This is a genomic window from Aeromonas sp. sif0611 (assembly GCF_019218845.1).
Taxonomy (GTDB): Bacteria; Pseudomonadota; Gammaproteobacteria; order Enterobacterales; family Aeromonadaceae; genus Aeromonas; species Aeromonas media.
Genome location: NZ_JAHUWU010000002.1, coordinates 641,204 through 659,206, shown reverse-complemented (window position 1 = coordinate 659,206; position 18,003 = coordinate 641,204). Strand labels below are relative to the sequence as shown.

Below are 18,003 nucleotides of genomic sequence, written 5' to 3'. Positions count from 1 at the left end.
GACCCGGGCAGCATCGAGGTTTCGCGGAGCAGCAAGGGTGACAGAGGGCGGCAACCACCGCCAGCACGGCTCAGTCTCTGGCTCAGGCCGGGCACGATCAGGGTTCAGCAGAGGAGTAATGGCCATGGACAAACGTCGACAAGGGTATGAAGCCTTCATCGCCCAGCTCAAGAAGCAGTGGGAAGAGACGGAAGAGTTTCAGGGAGAGCGCCTCAACCGGATGATCGCCAAGGTACAGGCCTATCTGGAGGCGGCCGGCGATCTGACCCAGGACGAGCTGGCGCTGATCGCAGAATATGTGAAGCGGGATCTCGGCAACTATGACGAGAGCCGCGCCGAGGTGCCCGAGTCCGCCTTTATGCTGGCATTGAAGGATACAGTGTGGTCCTGGCTGGCGGACGTGACCGACCGTGCCCAGGTGGAGTGGAGTGAGCTGGCGGACGAGCTGGAACACAAGGGGGTCTATCGGGCGGGCGACTGGGTGGGGCTGGGGGTGCTGGTGTGCGATCACTGCGAGTGGCGCCAGACTGTGCTGCACCCGCAGCAGCTCGGTACCTGCCCGGAGTGCGGCGCCGACGAGTATCACCGGGAGCCGCTCTCACCTTGACATAGGGTGATGAGGTTATAAAAAAGAGGCGCCCAAGGGCGCCTCTTTTTTATGTTCTTAACATGCTCAGAGCTTGCGCGCCCAGGGGTGGGCGCGGGGGCGCAATACCAGCGCCAGGCCGAGCAGCAGGGCGGCCAGCGTGTACATGGGCCAGCTGCCAAAGCGCAGGTAGGGGGTCTGGCCGTGGGCGGGACGCACTTCTGCGCGCAGCACCCCTGCCTCGAACTGGGGGAGCTGGGCGATGATGCTGCCGTCTATCTCGGTGACTATGGTGATGCCGGTGTTGGTGTCGCGCAGCAGCGGGCGAGCCAGCTCGAGGGCGCGCATCCGGGCTATCTCCATGTGCTGCCAGGGGCCGATGCTGGTGCCGAACCAGGCGTCGTTGGAGACGGTCAGCAGGAAGTCGGTATCCGGCTGCACGTTGCGGCGCACCTCGTCCGGGAAGATGATTTCGTAGCAGATGGCGGCGGCAAACTTGAGCCCCTTGGCGATCAGGTTCGGCTGCACTTCGTCACCCCGGCTGAAGGAGGACATGGGCAGGTTGAAGAAGGGGGCGATGGGACGCAGCAGATCTTCAAAGGGCACGAACTCGCCGATGGGCAGCAGGTGGTACTTGTAGTAGCGATTCTTGTGCTCATAGTGATAGGACTCCTTGCCGTCCAGATCCTGCACCCCCATGCCGAGCACCGTATTGAAGAAGCGCTGCTGCTTCAGATCGTAATGAATGATCCCCGCCAGCAGGCCGGTGTCATTCACCTTCATCGCCTTGTCCAGGCTCTCCAGATAGGTGCCCATCTCCTTCTCGATGGCCGGGATCGCCGATTCCGGCCAGACGATGATGTCGGCGTCCTGATTCTCGCGGCTGAGATCCTGATAGGTGCGCACCGTGGGGATCAGGGCTTCCGGATCCCATTTGAGGGACTGGGCGATATTGCCCTGCACCAGGGCCACCTTGACCGGTTCGCCCCGGGTCACCCAGTTGAGGTGCATCAGCCCCTGGGCGGCGCCGACCAGCACGACCGGCAGCAGCAGCCAGGCCGGTTTGCGGCTTTGCCAGGTGAGCCAGAGGGAGGAGGTGGTGAGCAGCAGGGCGAGGGTGATGCCCTGTACCCCGAGGATGGGGGCGAAGCCCTTGAGGGGGCCGTCAATCTGGGTGTAGCCAAACCAGAGCCAGGGATAGCCGGTCATGACGGCGCCCCGCAGCCAGTCGGCCATCAGCCAGAGCGCCGGGAAGGAGAGCAGCCAGCGGCTCCAGTGGCGACCGCCAAAGAAGCGGGCGAAGACCCAGCAGGCCAGGGTCGGATAGAGCGACAGATAGGCGCAGAGGCCTGCCAGCAGCACGAAGGCAGCGGGCAGCGGGATGCCGCCAAACTCCGTCATGCTGACATGGATCCACCATTGTCCCGGCAAGAACAGTCCCATGGCATAGCCGAAGCCGCGCCATGCCGCCTGCCTGGGGTTGGCCTTGTCCAGCAGGGCATAGAGGCCGAGCAGGGAGAGGATCACCAGAGGCCAGTAGCCGAAAGGGGAGAAGGCCAGCACGGCGATGGCGCCAGAGGCCAGGGCGAACAGGCTTGTCAGAAGTTTCGATTTCACGGGGGATCGGGGCTCGAATTGGGCTGAATGAATGTGGAATGGCCGACATCTTAACCGCAAACCGCGCCAACGGCGAGCCTCCCGGCCAGCCGGATGTCGAAGGGGGGCGCAGCAGGGGAATGGGAAGGCGCAGGGGCGGCTGAATGACAAACGCCCCTGAAATCAGGGGCGTTGATTGACGGTGCGGGGAGGGCGGGATCAGGACTCCGGCTGGGCCGCTGCGTGATTCTCCGGGATCTTCACCTGCAGCTGCTGCAGGCGACGACGGTCCGCATGCATCACCTTGAACAGGTAGCCGTCCAGCTCAATCTCCTCGCCCTTCTTGGGCAGGTGGCTGAAGGCGTGCATCACCAGGCCGCCCACGGTATCCACCTCTTCATCGCTGAACTGGGTGCCGAAGAAGTCGTTGAAATCCTCGATCTCGGTCAGAGCGCTGACGGAGAAGACCCGCTTGCTGATGCGGCGGATCTCTTCCGGCTCATCCTCGATGTCGTCAAACTCGTCGTCAATCTCGCCCACGATCAGTTCCAGTATGTCTTCGATGGTCACCAGACCCGAGACGCCGCCGAACTCGTCCACTACGATGGCCATGTGGTAGCGCTCTTCGCGGAACTCCTTGAGCAGGCGATCGACCCGCTTGCTCTCCGGCACGATCACAGTGGGGCGCAGGATCTTCTCGAGCTGCAGCGGCTCGCTGGCGTGATGGCCGCCAAAGCCGAACGGCAGCAGATCCTTGGCGAGCAAGATGCCCTCCACATGATCCTTGTCTTCGTTGATCACCGGGAAGCGGGAGTGGCCGGATTCGATGATGACGGGCAGGAAGTCGTCCACAGGCTGGGACTTCTCGATGGTCACCATCTGGGAGCGGGGGATCATGATGTCACGCACGCGCAGCTCGGCAATTTCGAGCACGCCTTCGATCATGTCCTTGGTGTCCTGATCGATGAGGTCACGTTCTTCCGCATCGGCGATGACTTCTACCAGATCATTGCGGTCTTTTGGCTCGCCCTGGAAGAGTTGGCTGAGCTTGTCGAGCCAGGTTTTCTTCGGCGAGCCGGTACTAGGGTGATCGTCGGTCATTTTCTCTCTTGGTTACTCGTGTGAACATTCGGGATGTTGTCTTGCCGATATAAGGATGGCGGCTGTCTGTTTCAAGACGGTGACCCCCTTACCGGCCTGTCACTCTTCTACGTCGTCGTCGAGGTAGGGATCCGCAAAGCCGAGTTCCTGCATGATGTCGCGCTCGAGCTGCTCCATCTCCTCGGCCTCCTCGTCCTCGATATGGTCATAACCTAGCAGATGCAGACTGCCGTGCACAACCATGTGAGCCCAGTGGGCCATGAGGGGCTTGCCCTGTTCGACCGCCTCGGCCTCGACCACCTGACGGCAGATCACCAGATCCCCGAGCAGGGGAAGTTCCATGCCGGGGGGGGCTTCGAACGGGAAGGAGAGCACGTTGGTGGGCTTGTCCTTGCCGCGATAGGTGTTGTTGAGCTCGCGGCTCTCCGCCTCGTCCACCAGCCGGACCGTCACCTCGGCCTCGTCCTGGAAACCCAGAATGGTGCCATCGAGCCAGCCTTGCAGCTGGGCTTCGGTCGGCAGGCTGTCGGTGCTGGCGCAGGCCAGCTGCAGATCCAGGGTCACGCTCATTGGGCACTCTCTTTGCTGGTGTTCTCGTTGCGGGTGTTGGGGAGGCTCTTGTCGGCCGCCTGCTGGGCATCGAACGCCTCGTAGGCCTGCACGATGCGGGCGACGACGGGGTGGCGCACCACGTCCTTGGATTCGAAGAAGTTGAACGACAGGCCATCGACCCCCTGCAGCACTTCCAGCGCGTGGCGCAGGCCGGATTTGGTACTGCGCGGCAGATCCACCTGGGTGATGTCGCCGGTGACCACCGCCTTGGAGTTGAAGCCGATACGGGTCAGGAACATCTTCATCTGTTCCGTGGTGGTGTTCTGGGCCTCGTCCAGGATGATGAAGGCGTCATTGAGGGTGCGGCCGCGCATATAGGCGAGCGGTGCCACCTCGATGATGTTGCGCTCCATCAGCTTCTCGACGCGCTCGAAGCCCAGCATCTCGAACAGGGCGTCATAGAGGGGGCGCAGGTAGGGATCCACCTTCTGGGAGAGATCCCCGGGCAGGAAGCCGAGTTTCTCACCGGCTTCCACCGCAGGGCGGGTCAGCAGGATACGGCGGATCTCCTGGCGCTCCAGTGCATCCACGGCGGCGGCCACCGCCAGATAGGTCTTGCCGGTACCGGCCGGGCCAATGCCGAAGCTGATGTCGTGGCGCACTATGTTGGCGATGTACTGGGCCTGGTTCGGGCTGCGGGGCTTGATGAGGCCGCGCTTGGTCTTGACAGTCACCTCCTTGCCATAGGGCTGGCTCGGCGCCTCGTCGTCCTGCTCCAACACCCGGGATTCCTGCACCGTCAGGTGCACCATCTCGGGGGTGATGTCATTCACCTTGCCGCCCCTGAGCGGCTGGGTCTCCACATAGAGGTGCTTGAGGATGACGGCCGCCGCATCTATCTGGGCCTGCTTGCCGAGCACCTGAAAGTGGTTGTCACGGTAGCTGATCTCGATGCCGAGACGGCGCTCCAGCTGCTTGAGGTTGTCGTCAAAGGGGCCGCACAGGCTGGCGAGACGCAGGTTGTCGGCGGGTTCCAGGTGCAGGTTCAGGGTCGAGATGTGTCGGCTCAAAATGTCCTCGTATCGGTTGTTCCCCCCGCCCTCGGGAGGGGGGAGGAAATTAATGGGGTCTGAAGGCCGCCACCCCGAGATCATCGGGGACGTTGTCCGGACGGCGAGCCAGGATTTCGCTCGGCGCGGTGGCGATGCGCAGATTCATCTCATCCTCGCCGCGGATGAAGCGGCCACGCAGGGAGTAGGGGCGCACGTCGGTGATCTCAACATCGGCGAAGCCGCCGATGAGGCGGTGCGGCCCCTCGAAGTTGACCACCCGGTTGTTCTCGGTACGGCCACTGAGCTGCATGGGATCCATCTTGGAGGGGCCCTCCACCAGGATGCGCTGTACCGAGCCAAGCATGGCGCGGCCGATGAGCATGGACTGGTGATTGATCTGATTCTGCAGCCGGGTCAGGCGGGCCTTCTTCACCTCCATGTCGACGTCGTCCGGCAGGTCTGCGGCCGGGGTGCCGGGGCGCGGGCTGTAGATAAAGCTGAAGCTCATGTCGTAGTTGATCTCTTCGATAAGCTTCATGGTGGCCTCGAAGTCCTCGTCCGTCTCGTTCGGGAAGCCGACGATGAAGTCCGAGCTCATGGTGATGTCGGGACGGACGGCGCGCAGGCGGCGGATCTTGGACTTGTACTCCAGCACGGTATGGGGGCGCTTCATCATGGTCAGGATGCGATCAGAGCCGCTCTGCACCGGCAGGTGCAGGAAGCTGACCACCTCAGGGGTGTCCCGATAGACCTCGATGATGTCGTCGGTGAATTCGATGGGATGGCTGGTGGTGTAGCGGATGCGGTCGATGCCGTCGATGGCGGCCACCAGGCGCAGCAGCTCGGCGAAGGTGCAGTCATTGCCATCGAAGGTCGGGCCGCGGTAGGCGTTGACGTTCTGGCCGAGCAGGTTCACTTCGCGCACACCCTGCTGGGCGAGCTGGGCGATTTCGTAGAGCACATCGTCGAGCGGTCGGCTCACCTCCTCGCCACGGGTGTAGGGCACCACGCAGAAGGAGCAGTATTTGGAGCAGCCTTCCATGATGGAGACGAAGGCGGTGACCCCCTCGGCGCGGGGCTCCGGCAGGTTGTCGAACTTCTCGATCTCCGGGAAAGCGATGTCCACCTGTGCGCCGCGCCCCTCCTGGACCTGCTTGATCATGGCGGGCAGACGGTGCAGGGTCTGGGGTCCGAAGACGATGTCCACATAGGGCGCCCGGCTACGCAGGGCTTCCCCTTCCTGGGAGGCGACACAGCCCCCCACCCCGATCACCAGTCCCGGTTTTTTCAGCTTGAGCTTCTTCCAGCGACCGAGCTGGTGGAACACCTTCTCCTGGGCCTTTTCACGAATGGAGCAGGTGTTGAGCAGCAGGACGTCTGCCTCCTCGGGCTCTTCGGTCAGCGTGTAACCATTGCTGGCGTCCAACAGGTCGGCCATCTTGGACGAGTCGTACTCGTTCATCTGGCAGCCCCAGGTCTTGATATGAAGTTTCTTGCTCATTGCTACTCTTGACTGTGTTTAAGATCGGCAGGGTCAAAGGACCGGCCATTTTACTCCGCAATCCCGGTGCTGACCAGTCTGGGGCTGCGCCGCCGCCATATGGCCTGGCCCGTCGCGGCAATTGCCCGCCTGACGCACTGTTTATCCGGTCTCCTTGCGTTATCATGCCCCATTCGGTTCGCCCCTCTCTTCCTTGTTCGGGGCGACCCCTTGCAGGAATCAAGTTATGGAACAGTGTGATATCGCCATCGTCGGCGCCGGCATGGTGGGCGCCGCCACCGCCTGCCTGCTGGCGGCAGAGGGTCTCAACGTGCGGGTCATCGAGACCCGGTTGCCGGAACATTACGCCCCGGATCAGCCGCTGGATCTGCGGGTCTCCGCCATCAGCCAGGCCTCGGTGGCGCTGCTGGACAAGGCCGGCGCCTGGTCTCATCTGCAGCAGATGCGACTGTGCCCCTACCGCCGGCTGGAGACCTGGGAGCTGGACGGCTTTGCCACCCGCTTCGATTCGGCGGATCTGGGGTTGCCCCAGCTCGGCTACATCATAGAGAACCGGCTGGTGCAGCTCGCCCTGCTGAGGCGAATGGAGGATTTCCCCAACATCCAGACCCACACTCCGGCGGCTGTGGTCCGGCTGCAGCAAGGTGCCGAGCACGCCAGCCTGCTGCTCGATGACGGTACCGAACTGCAGGCGCGCTGGGTGCTGGCCTGCGACGGCGCCGAGTCGCTCACCCGCCACCTCGCCGGGATCGGGGTGTCGCGTTTCGAGTACCGCCAGCACTGCATGCTGATCAATATCGACACCGAGTTCGAGCAGGAAGACATCACCTGGCAGCAGTTCACCCCGCAGGGCCCGCGCGCCTTCCTGCCGCTGCCCGGCCGGCACGGCTCCCTGGTGTGGTACGACAGCCCGGCCCGCATCCGGGCGCTCACGGCCATGAGCAACGAGGCGCTGGCCGCCGAGGTGCGTCGCCACTTCCCGGCCCGGCTCGGCGGCTTCCAGGTGACTGACAAGGGCAGCTTCCCCCTGGTGCGCCGCCACGCCAACCACTACCACGCCGGACGGGTGGTGCTGCTCGGCGACGCCGCCCACACCATCAACCCGCTGGCGGGGCAGGGGGTCAACCTCGGCTTCAAGGACGTGGCCTGCTGGACCGAGCTGCTGGGCAAGGCAGGGGCTGACTGGCACGACATCACCTTGGCTAGCCGCTACGAGCGCCGTCGCCGCCCCGACAACCTGCTGATGCAGTCGGGGATGGATCTCTTCTATGGAGTGTTCAGCAATGAGATAGGCCCACTCAAGCTGGCCCGCAATCTGGCCCTAACCCTGGCGGACAAGGCGGGGCCGCTCAAGGAGATGGCGCTGCGCTACGCCCTGGGGCTGGTATAAAAGTTCCCCTGACCGGAAAGCGATGACGGTATCTGATGTCTGCTCGTCGGCGCATCAGGCCGGCACGGGGGTGATTTCAATGCCCTGTTGAAACCCTGTTGTTTTGAGGCAACATGGTCAAAACAGTGCTGGCCACAAGGATGAGGACATGCGACATCAGGGCAGGATCGCGAGCTGGAACCCGCAGCGCGGCTTCGGTTTTATCAAGCAGGATCAGGGCGGAGCCGATCTCTTCGTGCACATCACCGCCCTGCAATTCGATGGCAGGCTGCCGGAGGTGGGAGAGAGGGTCTCCTATCAGGTCGGGAGCGGCAAGGATGACAAGCCCTGCGCCGTGCAGGTGTTCTTCCCCGACCGCCCTCTCTCGCTGGCAGACGGGCTGAGACCATCCATCGAGTCCCCCATGCCGGATCGCGGGAACAGGGCCGATGTGAACATGAGGGCACCACAACCCGCCATGCCTGGAGCCCGCGTGCATCACGCCCCTCGTCGCAAGGGCAACTGGCGTGGCAAGCTTGTCCCCCTGCTGGTGCTGGCGGGACTGTTCTCCCTTTATTCCCGCTTCTCGGCGGAGTTTGTCTCCCCTCCAGCAGCACCCACTTTCAGTCAGGAGGAAACCAGTACCTCGTACAGCAAGGCGCAGGCGTCCTCTTTTGTCCGTCAGTGCGACGGTCGTCAGCACTGCTCCCAGATGACCTCCTGCGAAGAGGCGACCTGGTTCTTGCAACATTGCCCCAATACCAAGATGGATGGAGAGGGGGATGGCATCCCCTGTGAAGATCAGTGGTGTGGCCATTGAGCCAGCCTTGCTGCTTTCCATTTCCCTGTTTGGGCAGCACTCCTGTCAGAGGTTATTCCCCTCCGGGTGCATCGCCCTGACCAGGGTCAGGAAACGATCCCGAATGGGATCAGCAAAGTCGGGGTTCCACACCAGGCTTATCTCCCACTCGGACCAGGGGCCGGACAGGGGATAGAGGGTCACGTCCTTGCCCGCGATGAAGCCGACGCTGCGGGGCAGTATGGCGTTGCCTATACCGGCGGCCACCAGGGCTACCAGAGTCTGGATGTCCTCCGCCTCCTGGATCATGCCGGTCAGCCGGTTGGCGCCGAGGAAGCGGGCGATCTGCTGGCTGAGGCCGGGGCAGCGGTGGCCCACCATCTGCAGCAACGGCTGCGTGGTCAGCGCCCGCTCCACGTCGAACGTAGCCGGATCCGGCCCCGTCATCTGGCTTGGCACGGCCAGCACCAGCCGGTCGGTCAGCAACCTGTGCTCCCGCAGCTGTGGCGCCTGCGGCCTTCGCATGAAGCCTATCTGCAGCCGCCCCGCCAGTAGCAAATCGTGCTGGACGGCGGAGGTCATGTCCTGCAGATGCACCATCACATCCGGGGCCTGCTGCTTGAAGCGGGCCACCAGAGAGGGGGCCAGTGCGAAGCTCGACAACCCGAACCCTATCTTGAGGCGCCCGGCGGCGCCACTCGCCAGCGCCAGGGCGTGGTGCTCGAATCCCTTGCCGTGTTCCACCAGGGCGCGGGCCTGGGGCAGCAACTGGGTGCCGATGGCGGTCAGCTCGGCGCCATGGCGGCCCCGGTTGAACAGAGTGCTGCCGAGCGCCAGCTCCAGCCCCTGGATCTGCTTGGTCAGCGCCGGTTGCGTGATGAAGAGCCGACTGGCGGCCTCCCGGTAGTTGGCGGTCTCGGCCAGCATGACGAAGGCCTGCAGCTGTCTTAAGTCGAATTTCATTCCATTTGGTTATCAAATGTGGCGATTTATTGATTATAAATTATCTAACTCCCTTGTTCTAATGGTCTCGAAACGGGCCTTTTGCCCTCTGACCAGCCACAAGGAGTCATGTCATGTCGAGTGAACGCTATCTGTTCTTGATCAAGGGAAGCCTGGTAATGGCCCAGCCACTGGCGGCGCCGGAGACGGGTGAGCTTCTGACCAGCCTGTTGCAGCAGGGGTTTGCCGTCGGGCCTCTGCCAGTGTGGGCGAGCAATACCGAGCAGGCGCTTGCCTGCTATGAGCAGTCGGCCCAGCGGCAGGCCTTCGTCGACGTGCTGGCGGGGAGAACCGCATGACCGTGCTCACCCTGAGAGCCGAGGCCCTGTTACTGGACATGGACGGCACCTTGGTGCACTCCACCACAGAGGTGGAGACCGTCTGGCGGCTCTGGTGCCAGAGCCATCGGCTGGATCCCGAGCCTGTGCTGGCCATGTGCCATGGGGTGCGCTCGCGGGAGGTGATACGCGCGCTGGCGCCACAGCTGGATCTGGCCCGGGAGGTGGCCCTGCTCGACGAGCTGGAGATCCAGCATGCGGGAGTGGCCGAGCCGATCGCCGGGGCCCGCACCCTGCTTGGGGCCTTGTCGCCGGCGCGCTGGGCGCTGGTGACCTCCGCGAGCCAGCGGGTGGCGCGGCACCGCCTGGCCAGTGCCGGGTTGCCGTTGCCGAGACTATTGATCGGGGCAGAAGATGTGGTGCGGGGCAAGCCGGATCCCGAGCCTTATCTGCTTGCCGCACGCCAGCTTGGCCTTGCTCCCGCCGATTGCCTGGTGTTCGAGGATGCCCCGGCGGGGATACGCAGCGCCCTGCAGGCTGGCTGTCAGGTGGTGCAGATAGGGGGCGACAAACGGCTCGACGTCGGGGTCAGGGCGCGGCTGGAGGACTGGCGGCAGATCCGCCTGACCGAGGACGAAGCTGGCCTGCAGCTTTGCATGGCGAACCTGCTGCCGGACTGAGGCCGGCCTCCATCTGCCGGGGCGTCAAGAGGGATCCGAGTCCATGGCGGGGGGCGCCGCATCCCCCGAGCGCCTGTCTGCCTCTTCGCCCCCGTGCAGCTCCACCCGATTGCGGCCATTGTGCTTGGCCTGATAGAGGGCCTGATCGGCGCGGGAGAGTAGCCTGTCCAGGTTGAAGTGACCCTGGTGCTGGCAGGCTATTCCTATGCTCACAGTGACCGAGACCGGGTTGCCTTCCCCATCCAGCACCTTCAGCCGAGCAACCGCCTCCCGTAGCCGCTCGACCACGTCCAGTGTCTGGGCCCTGGTGGTATCGGGCAGCAGCACCGCAAACTCCTCTCCTCCCATCCGGCCGAACAGGTCTTCCTGGCGCAGATGCTGGCTCACCGTGGTGGTGAAGGCCTTCAACAGCTTGTCGCCCGCCTCGTGACCATGGCGGTCGTTGATGCGCTTGAAGTTGTCCAGATCCAGCATGCAGACCGCGAGGGGGCGTTTCCCCCGTTCCAGCTTCTCCGCCATCTGTTCGGCACCGGGCCAGAAGCCAGCCCGATTGAGGACGCCGGTGAGATGATCGTGGTGCGCCAGGTATTCCATCCTGCGCAGCAGGTTATTGCGTGTCGCCATTATGCTGGCGGCGGTGAGTGGGGTGAGGGCAATCAACATGACGCCGATCCGCACCGAGAACATCCAGTACTGAGTCTGGACATCCTGACTGATGGTCAGGTAGCCGTTGGAGAGGGCGAGCAGGATCAGGGTGCTGAAGGAGAGCGAGAGCAGACTGGTGGCAAAGACGGAGTAGTTGATGGCGCACCAGAGCAGGGCCGGGACCGGGAAGGCAATGGAGCCAGGCCCCTCGATCAGCAGGGTCAGCAGCAGGGTGCCGACCAGGCTAAGCAGGGGCAGCAGCCTGCGCCAGGAGATATTCGTCTGATACAGGAGGCGGCGCCAATCCGGCAGTGTGCCTGGCGGGGGCAGGGTCAGGATCACCGGCAGTATGGCCATGTAGTTGACCAGCTCGCTGGCGAACCAGAAGCCGAGCCCGTAGAGGTGTGAGCCCTGAAACAGCATGGGGTTGATCGCTGCCCCGACCAGCCCGGCGGCGAAGGAGGCCGCCATGGCGATCAGCAGCAGATAGACGATGGAGGTGGGTCGCCTGAGCCGTTTGTCTTCGTGATCCAGCCGGCGGAACAGCAGGTAGCCGACGCTGACGCCGGCCAGGTTGCCGAGGGTGAGCAGCGCTGTCTTGAGGGACGGGTCCTCGGTGAACAGGGAGGCGAGCAGATAACCCAGCAGGCCTCCCAGCCAGCCTGGGGGCGAGGCCAGGCGCGGGTAACGCAGCAGTATGCCGAGCAGGACGGCATTGGCGGGCCAGAAGGCCGCCAGCAGGCTGGGAGGCCGGGTGAAGATGCCGACAAGTGAAAGCAGCAGGATGAGGGTGGCGACACAGAGCAGGGCAAACAAGGGATAGAAAGTGGACAAGATACGCTGGCGTCTGGCTTCTCCCATGCGTCTCTCCTGAGGGCGGTTGGCGTGATAGCCCTGAGTATGGTTGCACTGAGCGGAAAATGCGGGAGGAAGCAGGGGCAAGGGCCCCCTCGGCGAGGGGGCCTTTGGGGTTAGCCGAAGACCCGGAAGCGGACCTCGTCGTCCATGAAGGTCTTGTCACCGGCCGGTTGCTCTATGCTGCCAAAGGGCATCTGGGCACGCAGCAGCCAGCTGGCGGGCAGGTCCCACTCCTTGCGGACCGCCTCGTCGATCAGCGGGTTGTAGTGCTGCAGGGAGGCGCCAACACCTTCCTGGGCCAGGGTGGTCCAGACCGCAAACTGGGCGATCCCGGTGCCATGTTCGGACCAGATGGGGAAGTTGTCGGCATAGAGGGCGAATTTTTGCTGCAGATCCTTGATGACGGCGGTGTCCTCGAAGAACAGCACTGTGCCGAAGCCTGCGCGGAAGCTGCCGTTTACCTTGGCCTCGCTCTGGGGATAAGCCTCTGGCGGTACAATCTTTTTCAATTCAGCTTTGACGATGTCCCACAGCTTGTGGTGCTGTTCGCCAAACAGGATGACGGCACGGGAGCTCTGGGAGTTGAAGGAGGAAGGGCTGTGCTTGATGGCATCCTTGATGAGAGCCGTCAGCTGAGCCTCGGAATGGGTCACCTGGTCACCCAGGGCATAGATGGTACGACGTACTTTGATCTGTTCGATAAACGGACTGCTCATAACATCTCCTTGGTTGTGGATCATCACCGCCAGCATTGCCGATAAAGGTCATCTGGCTCCGATTTATCCAGTCATGGACTATAACACCTTCTGTGCAAGAAACCGTCAACGCTGGGTGATGACTGTTTCCACTTTTCATGGATATTCACTTGATGAAACCGGGTATGGCCCGCTGATGTCTTGGTTGTCATTAACCGTAGTTGTTAATGACTTCAATCAATACTTGGGTGGTGTTTTCCACTATAAAATGCATCCTATGTGACATTTTATAGAGGATGGCATGGCTGCGGCTATCATCAAGGAGCGCTACTACATACTGACACCGCTGTCGTTTCTGCTCGGTGCCCTGGTGCTGATCACCACCCTGTTGCTGGCGGCGGCCAGCTACCTGCGCAGCATCGACAAGACCATCGCCGGCTATGACCACATGCTCACCTCCATCGACGCCACCCTGATCCACGAGATGGTGCTGGCCAATCGTCGGCAGCTCGGTGTGCTGGAGGCCTCCCTGGACAAGCGGGCCATCGCGCGGGGGGGCTCTGCCATCAACCCGATCTGGGCCATAGCCCACCAGTTCAAGCACGACGCCCACTTCCTCTACTTCTACAACACCCGCGTCGACCGCCTCGAGAGCTACCCCGAGTGGCAGGTGCCGACCGGCTACCAGGCACAGAAGCGCCCCTGGTATCAGACCCTTGCCAACGACAGCGACGAGCTGGTCTGGTTTGGTCCCTACCAGGAGTTCGGCGGCAACGCAGAGGTCCTGACCCTGATCAAGCGGGTCAAGGATGACGAGGGGAAACTGCTGGGTTTGCTGATGGTCGACATGTCGTTCAACTCGCTGCAGTCGGCGCTGCGACGGGCGATGGGCAGCGATCAGGCTGCCATCTACATCACCGAGCGCAAGGGCGGCCAGCTGGTGGTCGGGTACAATCTGTCACTGTTGCCGGCGGTGCCCGGCACGCCGAGCCAGGGGGCCGAGTTGAAGGCGATCCGGGAAGGTTGCCACCTGACACACCCGCTGTCGGATATCGACTGGGATCTCAACATCTATCTGCCTCCCGCCCACTTTCATGACAACCTGCAAGATACCCTGCTGATGGTGGTGCTGCCCGCGTTGACGTTGCTCGGTATCTGGCTGTGCAGTCTGTTGTTTCTGGTGCGTATTTTTCGCCAGGAGCAGGCGTTGGTGCAGCGATCTCTCAGCGGCCTCGTCCAGGATGAGGCGCTGATGGAGATCCAGCTGCGCCGGCGTACCTGGTTCGTGCACGGCAGCCTGGGGGAGATCCATCAGGTGAGAAACAGCTTGCTGGAGGGACAGGATGCTCTGCTGCACGATCCCCTCACCGGCATCATGAACCGGCGGGCCTTCGAGCAAGGCAGGGCCAGGCTGGCGCAGGAGGAGAATCCCCACTGGCTGGTGCTGTTTGATGTGGATAACTTCAAGCGCATCAATGACAGCTGGGGACACGGGGTGGGCGATGCGGTGCTGTTCCGGGTGGCCACCATCATGGCGAGAACCCTGGGAGAGGCTCAGGTCTACCGCATCGGAGGGGATGAGTTTGCGGCTCTGCTGCCCTGGGAGCAGGAGGAGGTCGAGGATCGTCTGACCCAGCTGCTGACCCGGGTGCGGACACTGCAGTGGCGCGAGTTTGAGGAGTCCATCACCCTGAGCGCGGGTGGGGCTCGCTATCCGGATGACGCCGCCCTGCTCGATCGGGCGGATGAGTGCCTGTACCAGAGCAAGCGGCAGGGGCGGGATTGCTGGCACCTGTCACCCACCCAAGATCCCCAAAAAGGGGAGGTCGTGACAGTATCTGTCTGACCGCCATCGGGAGAAAAAGAGCCTGAATGGCCGAGAAAGGGGTCACAGTGGGGATAATTTCCCATGTGACCTTTTTTTTTAATTCATTTTCAGTCGGTTAGCTCATGTGATTGTGCCATGTCGCGAAGGAGAGACACTTCCCCTGCCGGCAAGGACGCCGTAATCCTGGTAGCGGAGTCCGGGACGCTTTGTATAGTGCAGGGAAAAATAATCAATCAAACATCAGGTTTGACAGGAGTACCCCATGGAAATGAGAAAATACGGCATGAGCGCGATGGCGCTGCTGGGCGCGCTGCTGTTGGGCAATGGTCAGGCGCAGGCGTCCGAGACCGTCAACACCATACTCGGTGGTGGCGTCGGCGGGGTGGCAGGTACCATGATCGGCAAGCAGCTGGGGGGCGACACCGGCGCCTTGGTGGGGGCCGCTGTTGGCGGTGCGGCGGGCGGTGCGGCCACGGCCGACCGGGGCAACAAGAATGAGGCAGCCCTGGGGGGCGCGGTCGGTGCCCTGGGCGGTGCCGCCATCGGCAAGAGCGTGGGTGGCAGCACTGGCCAGCTGATCGGTGCCGGCATCGGCGGGGCTGGTGGTTCGGCCATAGGCGCCAAAACCGGCGACGGTCACGAGAGCAAGAACGAGCGCTATTACGACGACAGGCGCTATCACAAGCACCACAAGCATCACAAAAAGCACCGCAAGCACAGATGGCATGACGATGACTGAGGTCAGCGAGGAGAGAGAAAAAGGGGCCAGGGGCCCCTTTTTCGTGTCCGTCGTATCGGAGGCGGTAGGGATACCCGCCGAGCGATGTTGTCGGCCCCGGCCTCGGCGTGTCAGACCAGACGGTGCTGGCGCCTGCCGGCGGCAAAGGCGTTGATGTTGTCGATCAACTGATCCGCGAGGCGCTGCATCGACTCCTCGCTGGCCCAGGCCACATGGGGCGTCAGAATGAAGTTGGGGTAACGCAGCGCCTGCATAAGGGGGTGGTCGGGGGGAGGTGGCTCGATGCTCGCCACGTCGAACCCGGCGCCGCCGAGGCGACCGTTGGCCAGCGCCTCCAGCAGGGCCTGCTCGTCCACCAGGCCGCCGCGGCCCACGTTGATCAGCAGAGCCCCCGGTTTCATCATGGCCAGCTCCCGCGGACCTATCAGGTGGCGGGTGTAGGGGGTGAGCGGGCAGTGCAGGCTGATGACGTCCGCGCTTTGCAGCAGCTCGTCGAGGGGCAACCGATCCTCGTCGTGGCTGGCGCCGACCTGGCTCTGGGCATAAAAGACCTCCATGCCGATGGCACTGGCCCTCTGCCCCAGAGCCTGCCCCAGGGTGCCCTTGCCGATGATGCCGAGGCGCTTGCCGTGTAGATCCGTGATGGGGTGATCGAAGAAGCAGAACTGGCCGCTCTGCTGCCAGCGCCCCTCCAGCAGGGACTGGCGCCAGGCGAACAGGTTGCGAGACAAGGCCAGCATCAGTGCCATGGCGTGTTCGGGGACCGAGGGGCCCGAATAGTTGCGGATGTTGCACACGGCGACATTGGCGGCGCGGCACGCCTCCAGATCCAGGTTGTCGCTGCCGGTGGCGGCCAGCGCGATGAGTTTCAGGTCCGGCAGCCGGGCCAGCTCGGCGGCGCCGATGCGCACCTTGTTGATGATGGCGATGCTGGCGCAACTGAGCCGCTCCACCACCTGTTCCGGTCTCGTCTCGGGGTAGCTTTGCCAGTGATGGGGGAAGTCGGGGCGACGCAGATTGATGCCGGCGTCCAGGGTGTCACTGTCGAGAAACACGATTTGCTGCATTAAGCCTCCTGCCGTTGAGGCGTTTATGATGCCAAACATCGGCGACCGAGGGCCAGTTTGCAGCGCATCAATGGCTTGGCAATCGCGCCGGATGTGAGGCCGGCGGCATTTTTGGGGTCAGATCCAGCCCAGATGGGTCAGCCAGCCCTGGATGCGACCCGGCGTTTCACCCAGTTCCATCAAGGCATAGGGACGGTAGTTGAGCTTGTGGCTGCGGCGGCTCTCGCTCTGGCGAGCCTCGGCAGCCAGCAGGGGCCAGCGTCCCCCGTCTTCCTGATAGAGATCCAGGGTGGGAATGCTGGCCTGGGCTATCTGCTTGGCCAGGGTCTGGTTGCTCAGCTGGTTGGGAAAGAAACCGTCGAGCAGCACCAGGGCATCGGGGGCGGGCAATTGCTCGCTGGTGATGAGGTTGGCGGCCCAGGCCGCGCTGGTGCCTTGCGCCAGCAACAGCTTGAACCCGCCCTCCTGCAGCTTGGCGTCACCGAGCTTGACGATGCGTTCGGCAAATTGCCGGCGAAATGCGTCAATGTTCTCCTGCTTCTTCTCTGAGGCCGGATCCAGCTCGGTCTGCTGGGGGGAGGGGAGCAGCAACAGGGTATCGAAGCCGAGTCGACCCAGATCCCGGGTCAGTTGCCACAGCTGGCCGCTACGCTGCCAGTCCGGCAGCAGGATGGCGAGCCCCAGATAGCTGTCGCCGTCGTGCTTGGCAAACAGCACCCTCTGCTTGTCGATCCGGGTGCTGTCAGGCACTCCCTTCCAATCGCTCTCCTGCCAGTGATCGAGAGGGGTCGGGGGCGAAATCTCGTTGGCCGGCAAGGTGGTGCTCGCCAGCAGGGTCAAAAACAGCAGTGGTAAGGATAATCTGGCCATGATGCGCTCCCCGGTTGACTGGGTTAGCGGCGGCGTGCCGGATTTCTGAAGGGGGTCGGGGGATCCAGTAGCAAGAGGGAAGGAGCAGGCCCCTTCCCTCGACGGGCTCAGGGCCGGGCAAGTCTGCCGAGCTGGCGGTCGTGCAGGGGGGAGAGCAGCAATAGGGCGCTGACGGCCCCCATCAGGGCGAAGAACATGTCGGACTGGGTATCCCAGGGGTCTCCCTGGGTGCCGAGGAACTCGTCGGCGCCCTGACCCAGAGCCAGGGCTGCACCCCACTCGATGAGTTCATAGCTGGCGCTGACGGCGAGCACCACGCAGATCACCAGAAACACCAGCATCTTCTTGCCCTGCACATGGTGGCCGCGCAGCAGTATCTCGCGACAGGCCAGGGCGGGCACGAACCCCTGGAAGAAGTGGCCAATCTTGTCATAGGGGTTGCGACCGAGATCGAACCACTGCTGCAGGTCGAAACCGAGCGGCACCCGGGCATAGGTGTAAGCCCCCCCCAGCATCAGCACGGCCCCGTGCAGAAAGATGCACAGGTAGAGCAGGCTGGTGAGGGGGTAGCTGCGCTGACTCAGCAGCAACAGCGGCAGGACGATCAGCACGGGGGCGACTTCCAGCAACCAGGTGACCCTGTCATAGGGTTGCCAGCCGGAGAGCACCAGCAGTACCAGGGTGAGCAGCAACAGCAGGAGTTTTTGATGAGATGTCATAGGGAGCCTGTGAGGGAGGAGGAACCTGACTTCATGGTGTAGTCCCAATCGGCGCGAGACGAAAGG

General features: G+C 63.1%; 19 protein-coding genes. 8 read left to right on the top strand and 11 right to left on the bottom strand.

What is annotated here, in order from left to right; all coding sequences use genetic code 11:
* Positions 1-124: 124 nt before the first annotated feature.
* Complete coding sequence (locus KW824_RS07920; RefSeq protein WP_042649638.1) at positions 125-607, top strand: hypothetical protein; 483 nt, start codon at positions 125-127, stop codon at positions 605-607.
* Positions 608-673: 66 nt separating this feature from the next.
* Here the strand turns inward: KW824_RS07920 and lnt are convergent, their stop codons facing one another.
* The 5 genes from lnt to miaB form a co-directional block, all read right to left on the bottom strand.
* Entirely contained in the window at positions 674-2,203 is a 1,530-nt protein-coding gene (gene lnt / locus KW824_RS07915; RefSeq protein WP_218409479.1) for an apolipoprotein N-acyltransferase, read from the bottom strand.
* Positions 2,204-2,401: 198 nt separating this feature from the next.
* Complete coding sequence (corC, locus tag KW824_RS07910) at positions 2,402-3,283, bottom strand: CNNM family magnesium/cobalt transport protein CorC (RefSeq protein WP_005329827.1); 882 nt, start codon at positions 3,281-3,283, stop codon at positions 2,402-2,404.
* A gap of 99 nt (positions 3,284-3,382) precedes the next feature.
* The gene (gene ybeY, locus KW824_RS07905) at positions 3,383-3,853 is read right to left on the bottom strand and encodes an rRNA maturation RNase YbeY (RefSeq protein WP_218409478.1); all 471 of its coding nucleotides are present in this window, start codon (positions 3,851-3,853) and stop codon (positions 3,383-3,385) included.
* Positions 3,850-4,905 carry a PhoH family protein gene (locus KW824_RS07900; protein ID WP_218409477.1) on the bottom strand — a complete coding sequence of 352 codons (1,056 nt, stop codon included), beginning with the start codon at positions 4,903-4,905 and terminating at the stop codon, positions 3,850-3,852. The genes ybeY and KW824_RS07900 overlap by 4 nt, the downstream gene beginning before the upstream one ends.
* 49 nt (positions 4,906-4,954) lie before the next feature.
* Positions 4,955-6,388, bottom strand: a complete 1,434-nt coding sequence (gene miaB / locus KW824_RS07895; protein ID WP_042649614.1) for a tRNA (N6-isopentenyl adenosine(37)-C2)-methylthiotransferase MiaB — start codon at positions 6,386-6,388, stop codon at positions 4,955-4,957.
* Positions 6,389-6,614: 226 nt separating this feature from the next.
* Between miaB and KW824_RS07890 the strand changes: the two genes are divergently transcribed.
* Together KW824_RS07890 and KW824_RS07885 are read left to right on the top strand one after the other, a co-directional pair.
* Positions 6,615-7,778 carry an FAD-dependent monooxygenase gene (locus KW824_RS07890; protein ID WP_218409476.1) on the top strand — a complete coding sequence of 388 codons (1,164 nt, stop codon included), beginning with the start codon at positions 6,615-6,617 and terminating at the stop codon, positions 7,776-7,778.
* Positions 7,779-7,926: 148 nt separating this feature from the next.
* Complete coding sequence (locus KW824_RS07885) at positions 7,927-8,577, top strand: cold shock domain-containing protein (protein WP_218409475.1); 651 nt, start codon at positions 7,927-7,929, stop codon at positions 8,575-8,577.
* Positions 8,578-8,622: 45 nt separating this feature from the next.
* On the opposite strand, the gene KW824_RS07880 is transcribed toward KW824_RS07885, so the two are convergent.
* Positions 8,623-9,519 (bottom strand): LysR family transcriptional regulator, encoded by an 897-nt coding sequence (locus KW824_RS07880; protein ID WP_182788074.1) that lies wholly within the window; start codon positions 9,517-9,519, stop codon positions 8,623-8,625.
* Positions 9,520-9,632: 113 nt separating this feature from the next.
* On the opposite strand from KW824_RS07880, the gene KW824_RS07875 reads away from it, so the two are divergent.
* Together KW824_RS07875 and KW824_RS07870 are read left to right on the top strand one after the other, a co-directional pair.
* Complete coding sequence (locus KW824_RS07875) at positions 9,633-9,857, top strand: hypothetical protein (RefSeq protein WP_025326108.1); 225 nt, start codon at positions 9,633-9,635, stop codon at positions 9,855-9,857.
* The gene (locus KW824_RS07870; RefSeq protein WP_218409474.1) at positions 9,854-10,516 is read left to right on the top strand and encodes an HAD-IA family hydrolase; all 663 of its coding nucleotides are present in this window, start codon (positions 9,854-9,856) and stop codon (positions 10,514-10,516) included. Before KW824_RS07875 ends, KW824_RS07870 begins: the two co-directional genes overlap by 4 nt.
* A 24-nt stretch (positions 10,517-10,540) precedes the next feature.
* Here the strand turns inward: KW824_RS07870 and KW824_RS07865 are convergent, their stop codons facing one another.
* Both KW824_RS07865 and KW824_RS07860 read right to left on the bottom strand, forming a co-directional pair.
* Positions 10,541-12,022 (bottom strand): diguanylate cyclase, encoded by a 1,482-nt coding sequence (locus tag KW824_RS07865; RefSeq protein WP_218409473.1) that lies wholly within the window; start codon positions 12,020-12,022, stop codon positions 10,541-10,543.
* Between the two features lie 110 nt (positions 12,023-12,132).
* Positions 12,133-12,735: a nitroreductase family protein gene (locus KW824_RS07860; RefSeq protein WP_042649609.1), complete on the bottom strand. Its 603-nt coding sequence runs from the start codon at positions 12,733-12,735 to the stop codon at positions 12,133-12,135.
* A gap of 13 nt (positions 12,736-12,748) precedes the next feature.
* Here KW824_RS07860 and KW824_RS07855 point away from each other — a divergent pair, with 13 nt between their 5' ends.
* The 3 genes from KW824_RS07855 (at position 12,749) to KW824_RS07845 (ending at position 15,281) form a co-directional block, all read left to right on the top strand.
* Positions 12,749-12,997: a hypothetical protein gene (locus tag KW824_RS07855; RefSeq protein ID WP_218409472.1), complete on the top strand. Its 249-nt coding sequence runs from the start codon at positions 12,749-12,751 to the stop codon at positions 12,995-12,997.
* An 18-nt stretch (positions 12,998-13,015) separates the two neighbouring features.
* Complete coding sequence (locus KW824_RS07850) at positions 13,016-14,560, top strand: sensor domain-containing diguanylate cyclase (RefSeq protein ID WP_218409471.1); 1,545 nt, start codon at positions 13,016-13,018, stop codon at positions 14,558-14,560.
* Between the two features lie 244 nt (positions 14,561-14,804).
* Entirely contained in the window at positions 14,805-15,281 is a 477-nt protein-coding gene (locus tag KW824_RS07845; protein ID WP_218409470.1) for a glycine zipper domain-containing protein, read from the top strand.
* 110 nt (positions 15,282-15,391) lie between these two features.
* Here KW824_RS07845 and KW824_RS07840 read toward each other — a convergent pair whose 3' ends face one another.
* The 3 genes from KW824_RS07840 to KW824_RS07830 form a co-directional block, all read right to left on the bottom strand.
* Positions 15,392-16,348, bottom strand: a complete 957-nt coding sequence (locus tag KW824_RS07840; RefSeq protein ID WP_218409469.1) for a D-2-hydroxyacid dehydrogenase — start codon at positions 16,346-16,348, stop codon at positions 15,392-15,394.
* A gap of 117 nt (positions 16,349-16,465) precedes the next feature.
* Positions 16,466-17,218, bottom strand: a complete 753-nt coding sequence (locus tag KW824_RS07835) for a DUF3530 family protein (RefSeq protein WP_218409468.1) — start codon at positions 17,216-17,218, stop codon at positions 16,466-16,468.
* Positions 17,219-17,325: 107 nt separating this feature from the next.
* Entirely contained in the window at positions 17,326-17,937 is a 612-nt protein-coding gene (locus tag KW824_RS07830) for a DUF2238 domain-containing protein (RefSeq protein WP_043133268.1), read from the bottom strand.
* Positions 17,938-18,003: the final 66 nt, after the last annotated feature.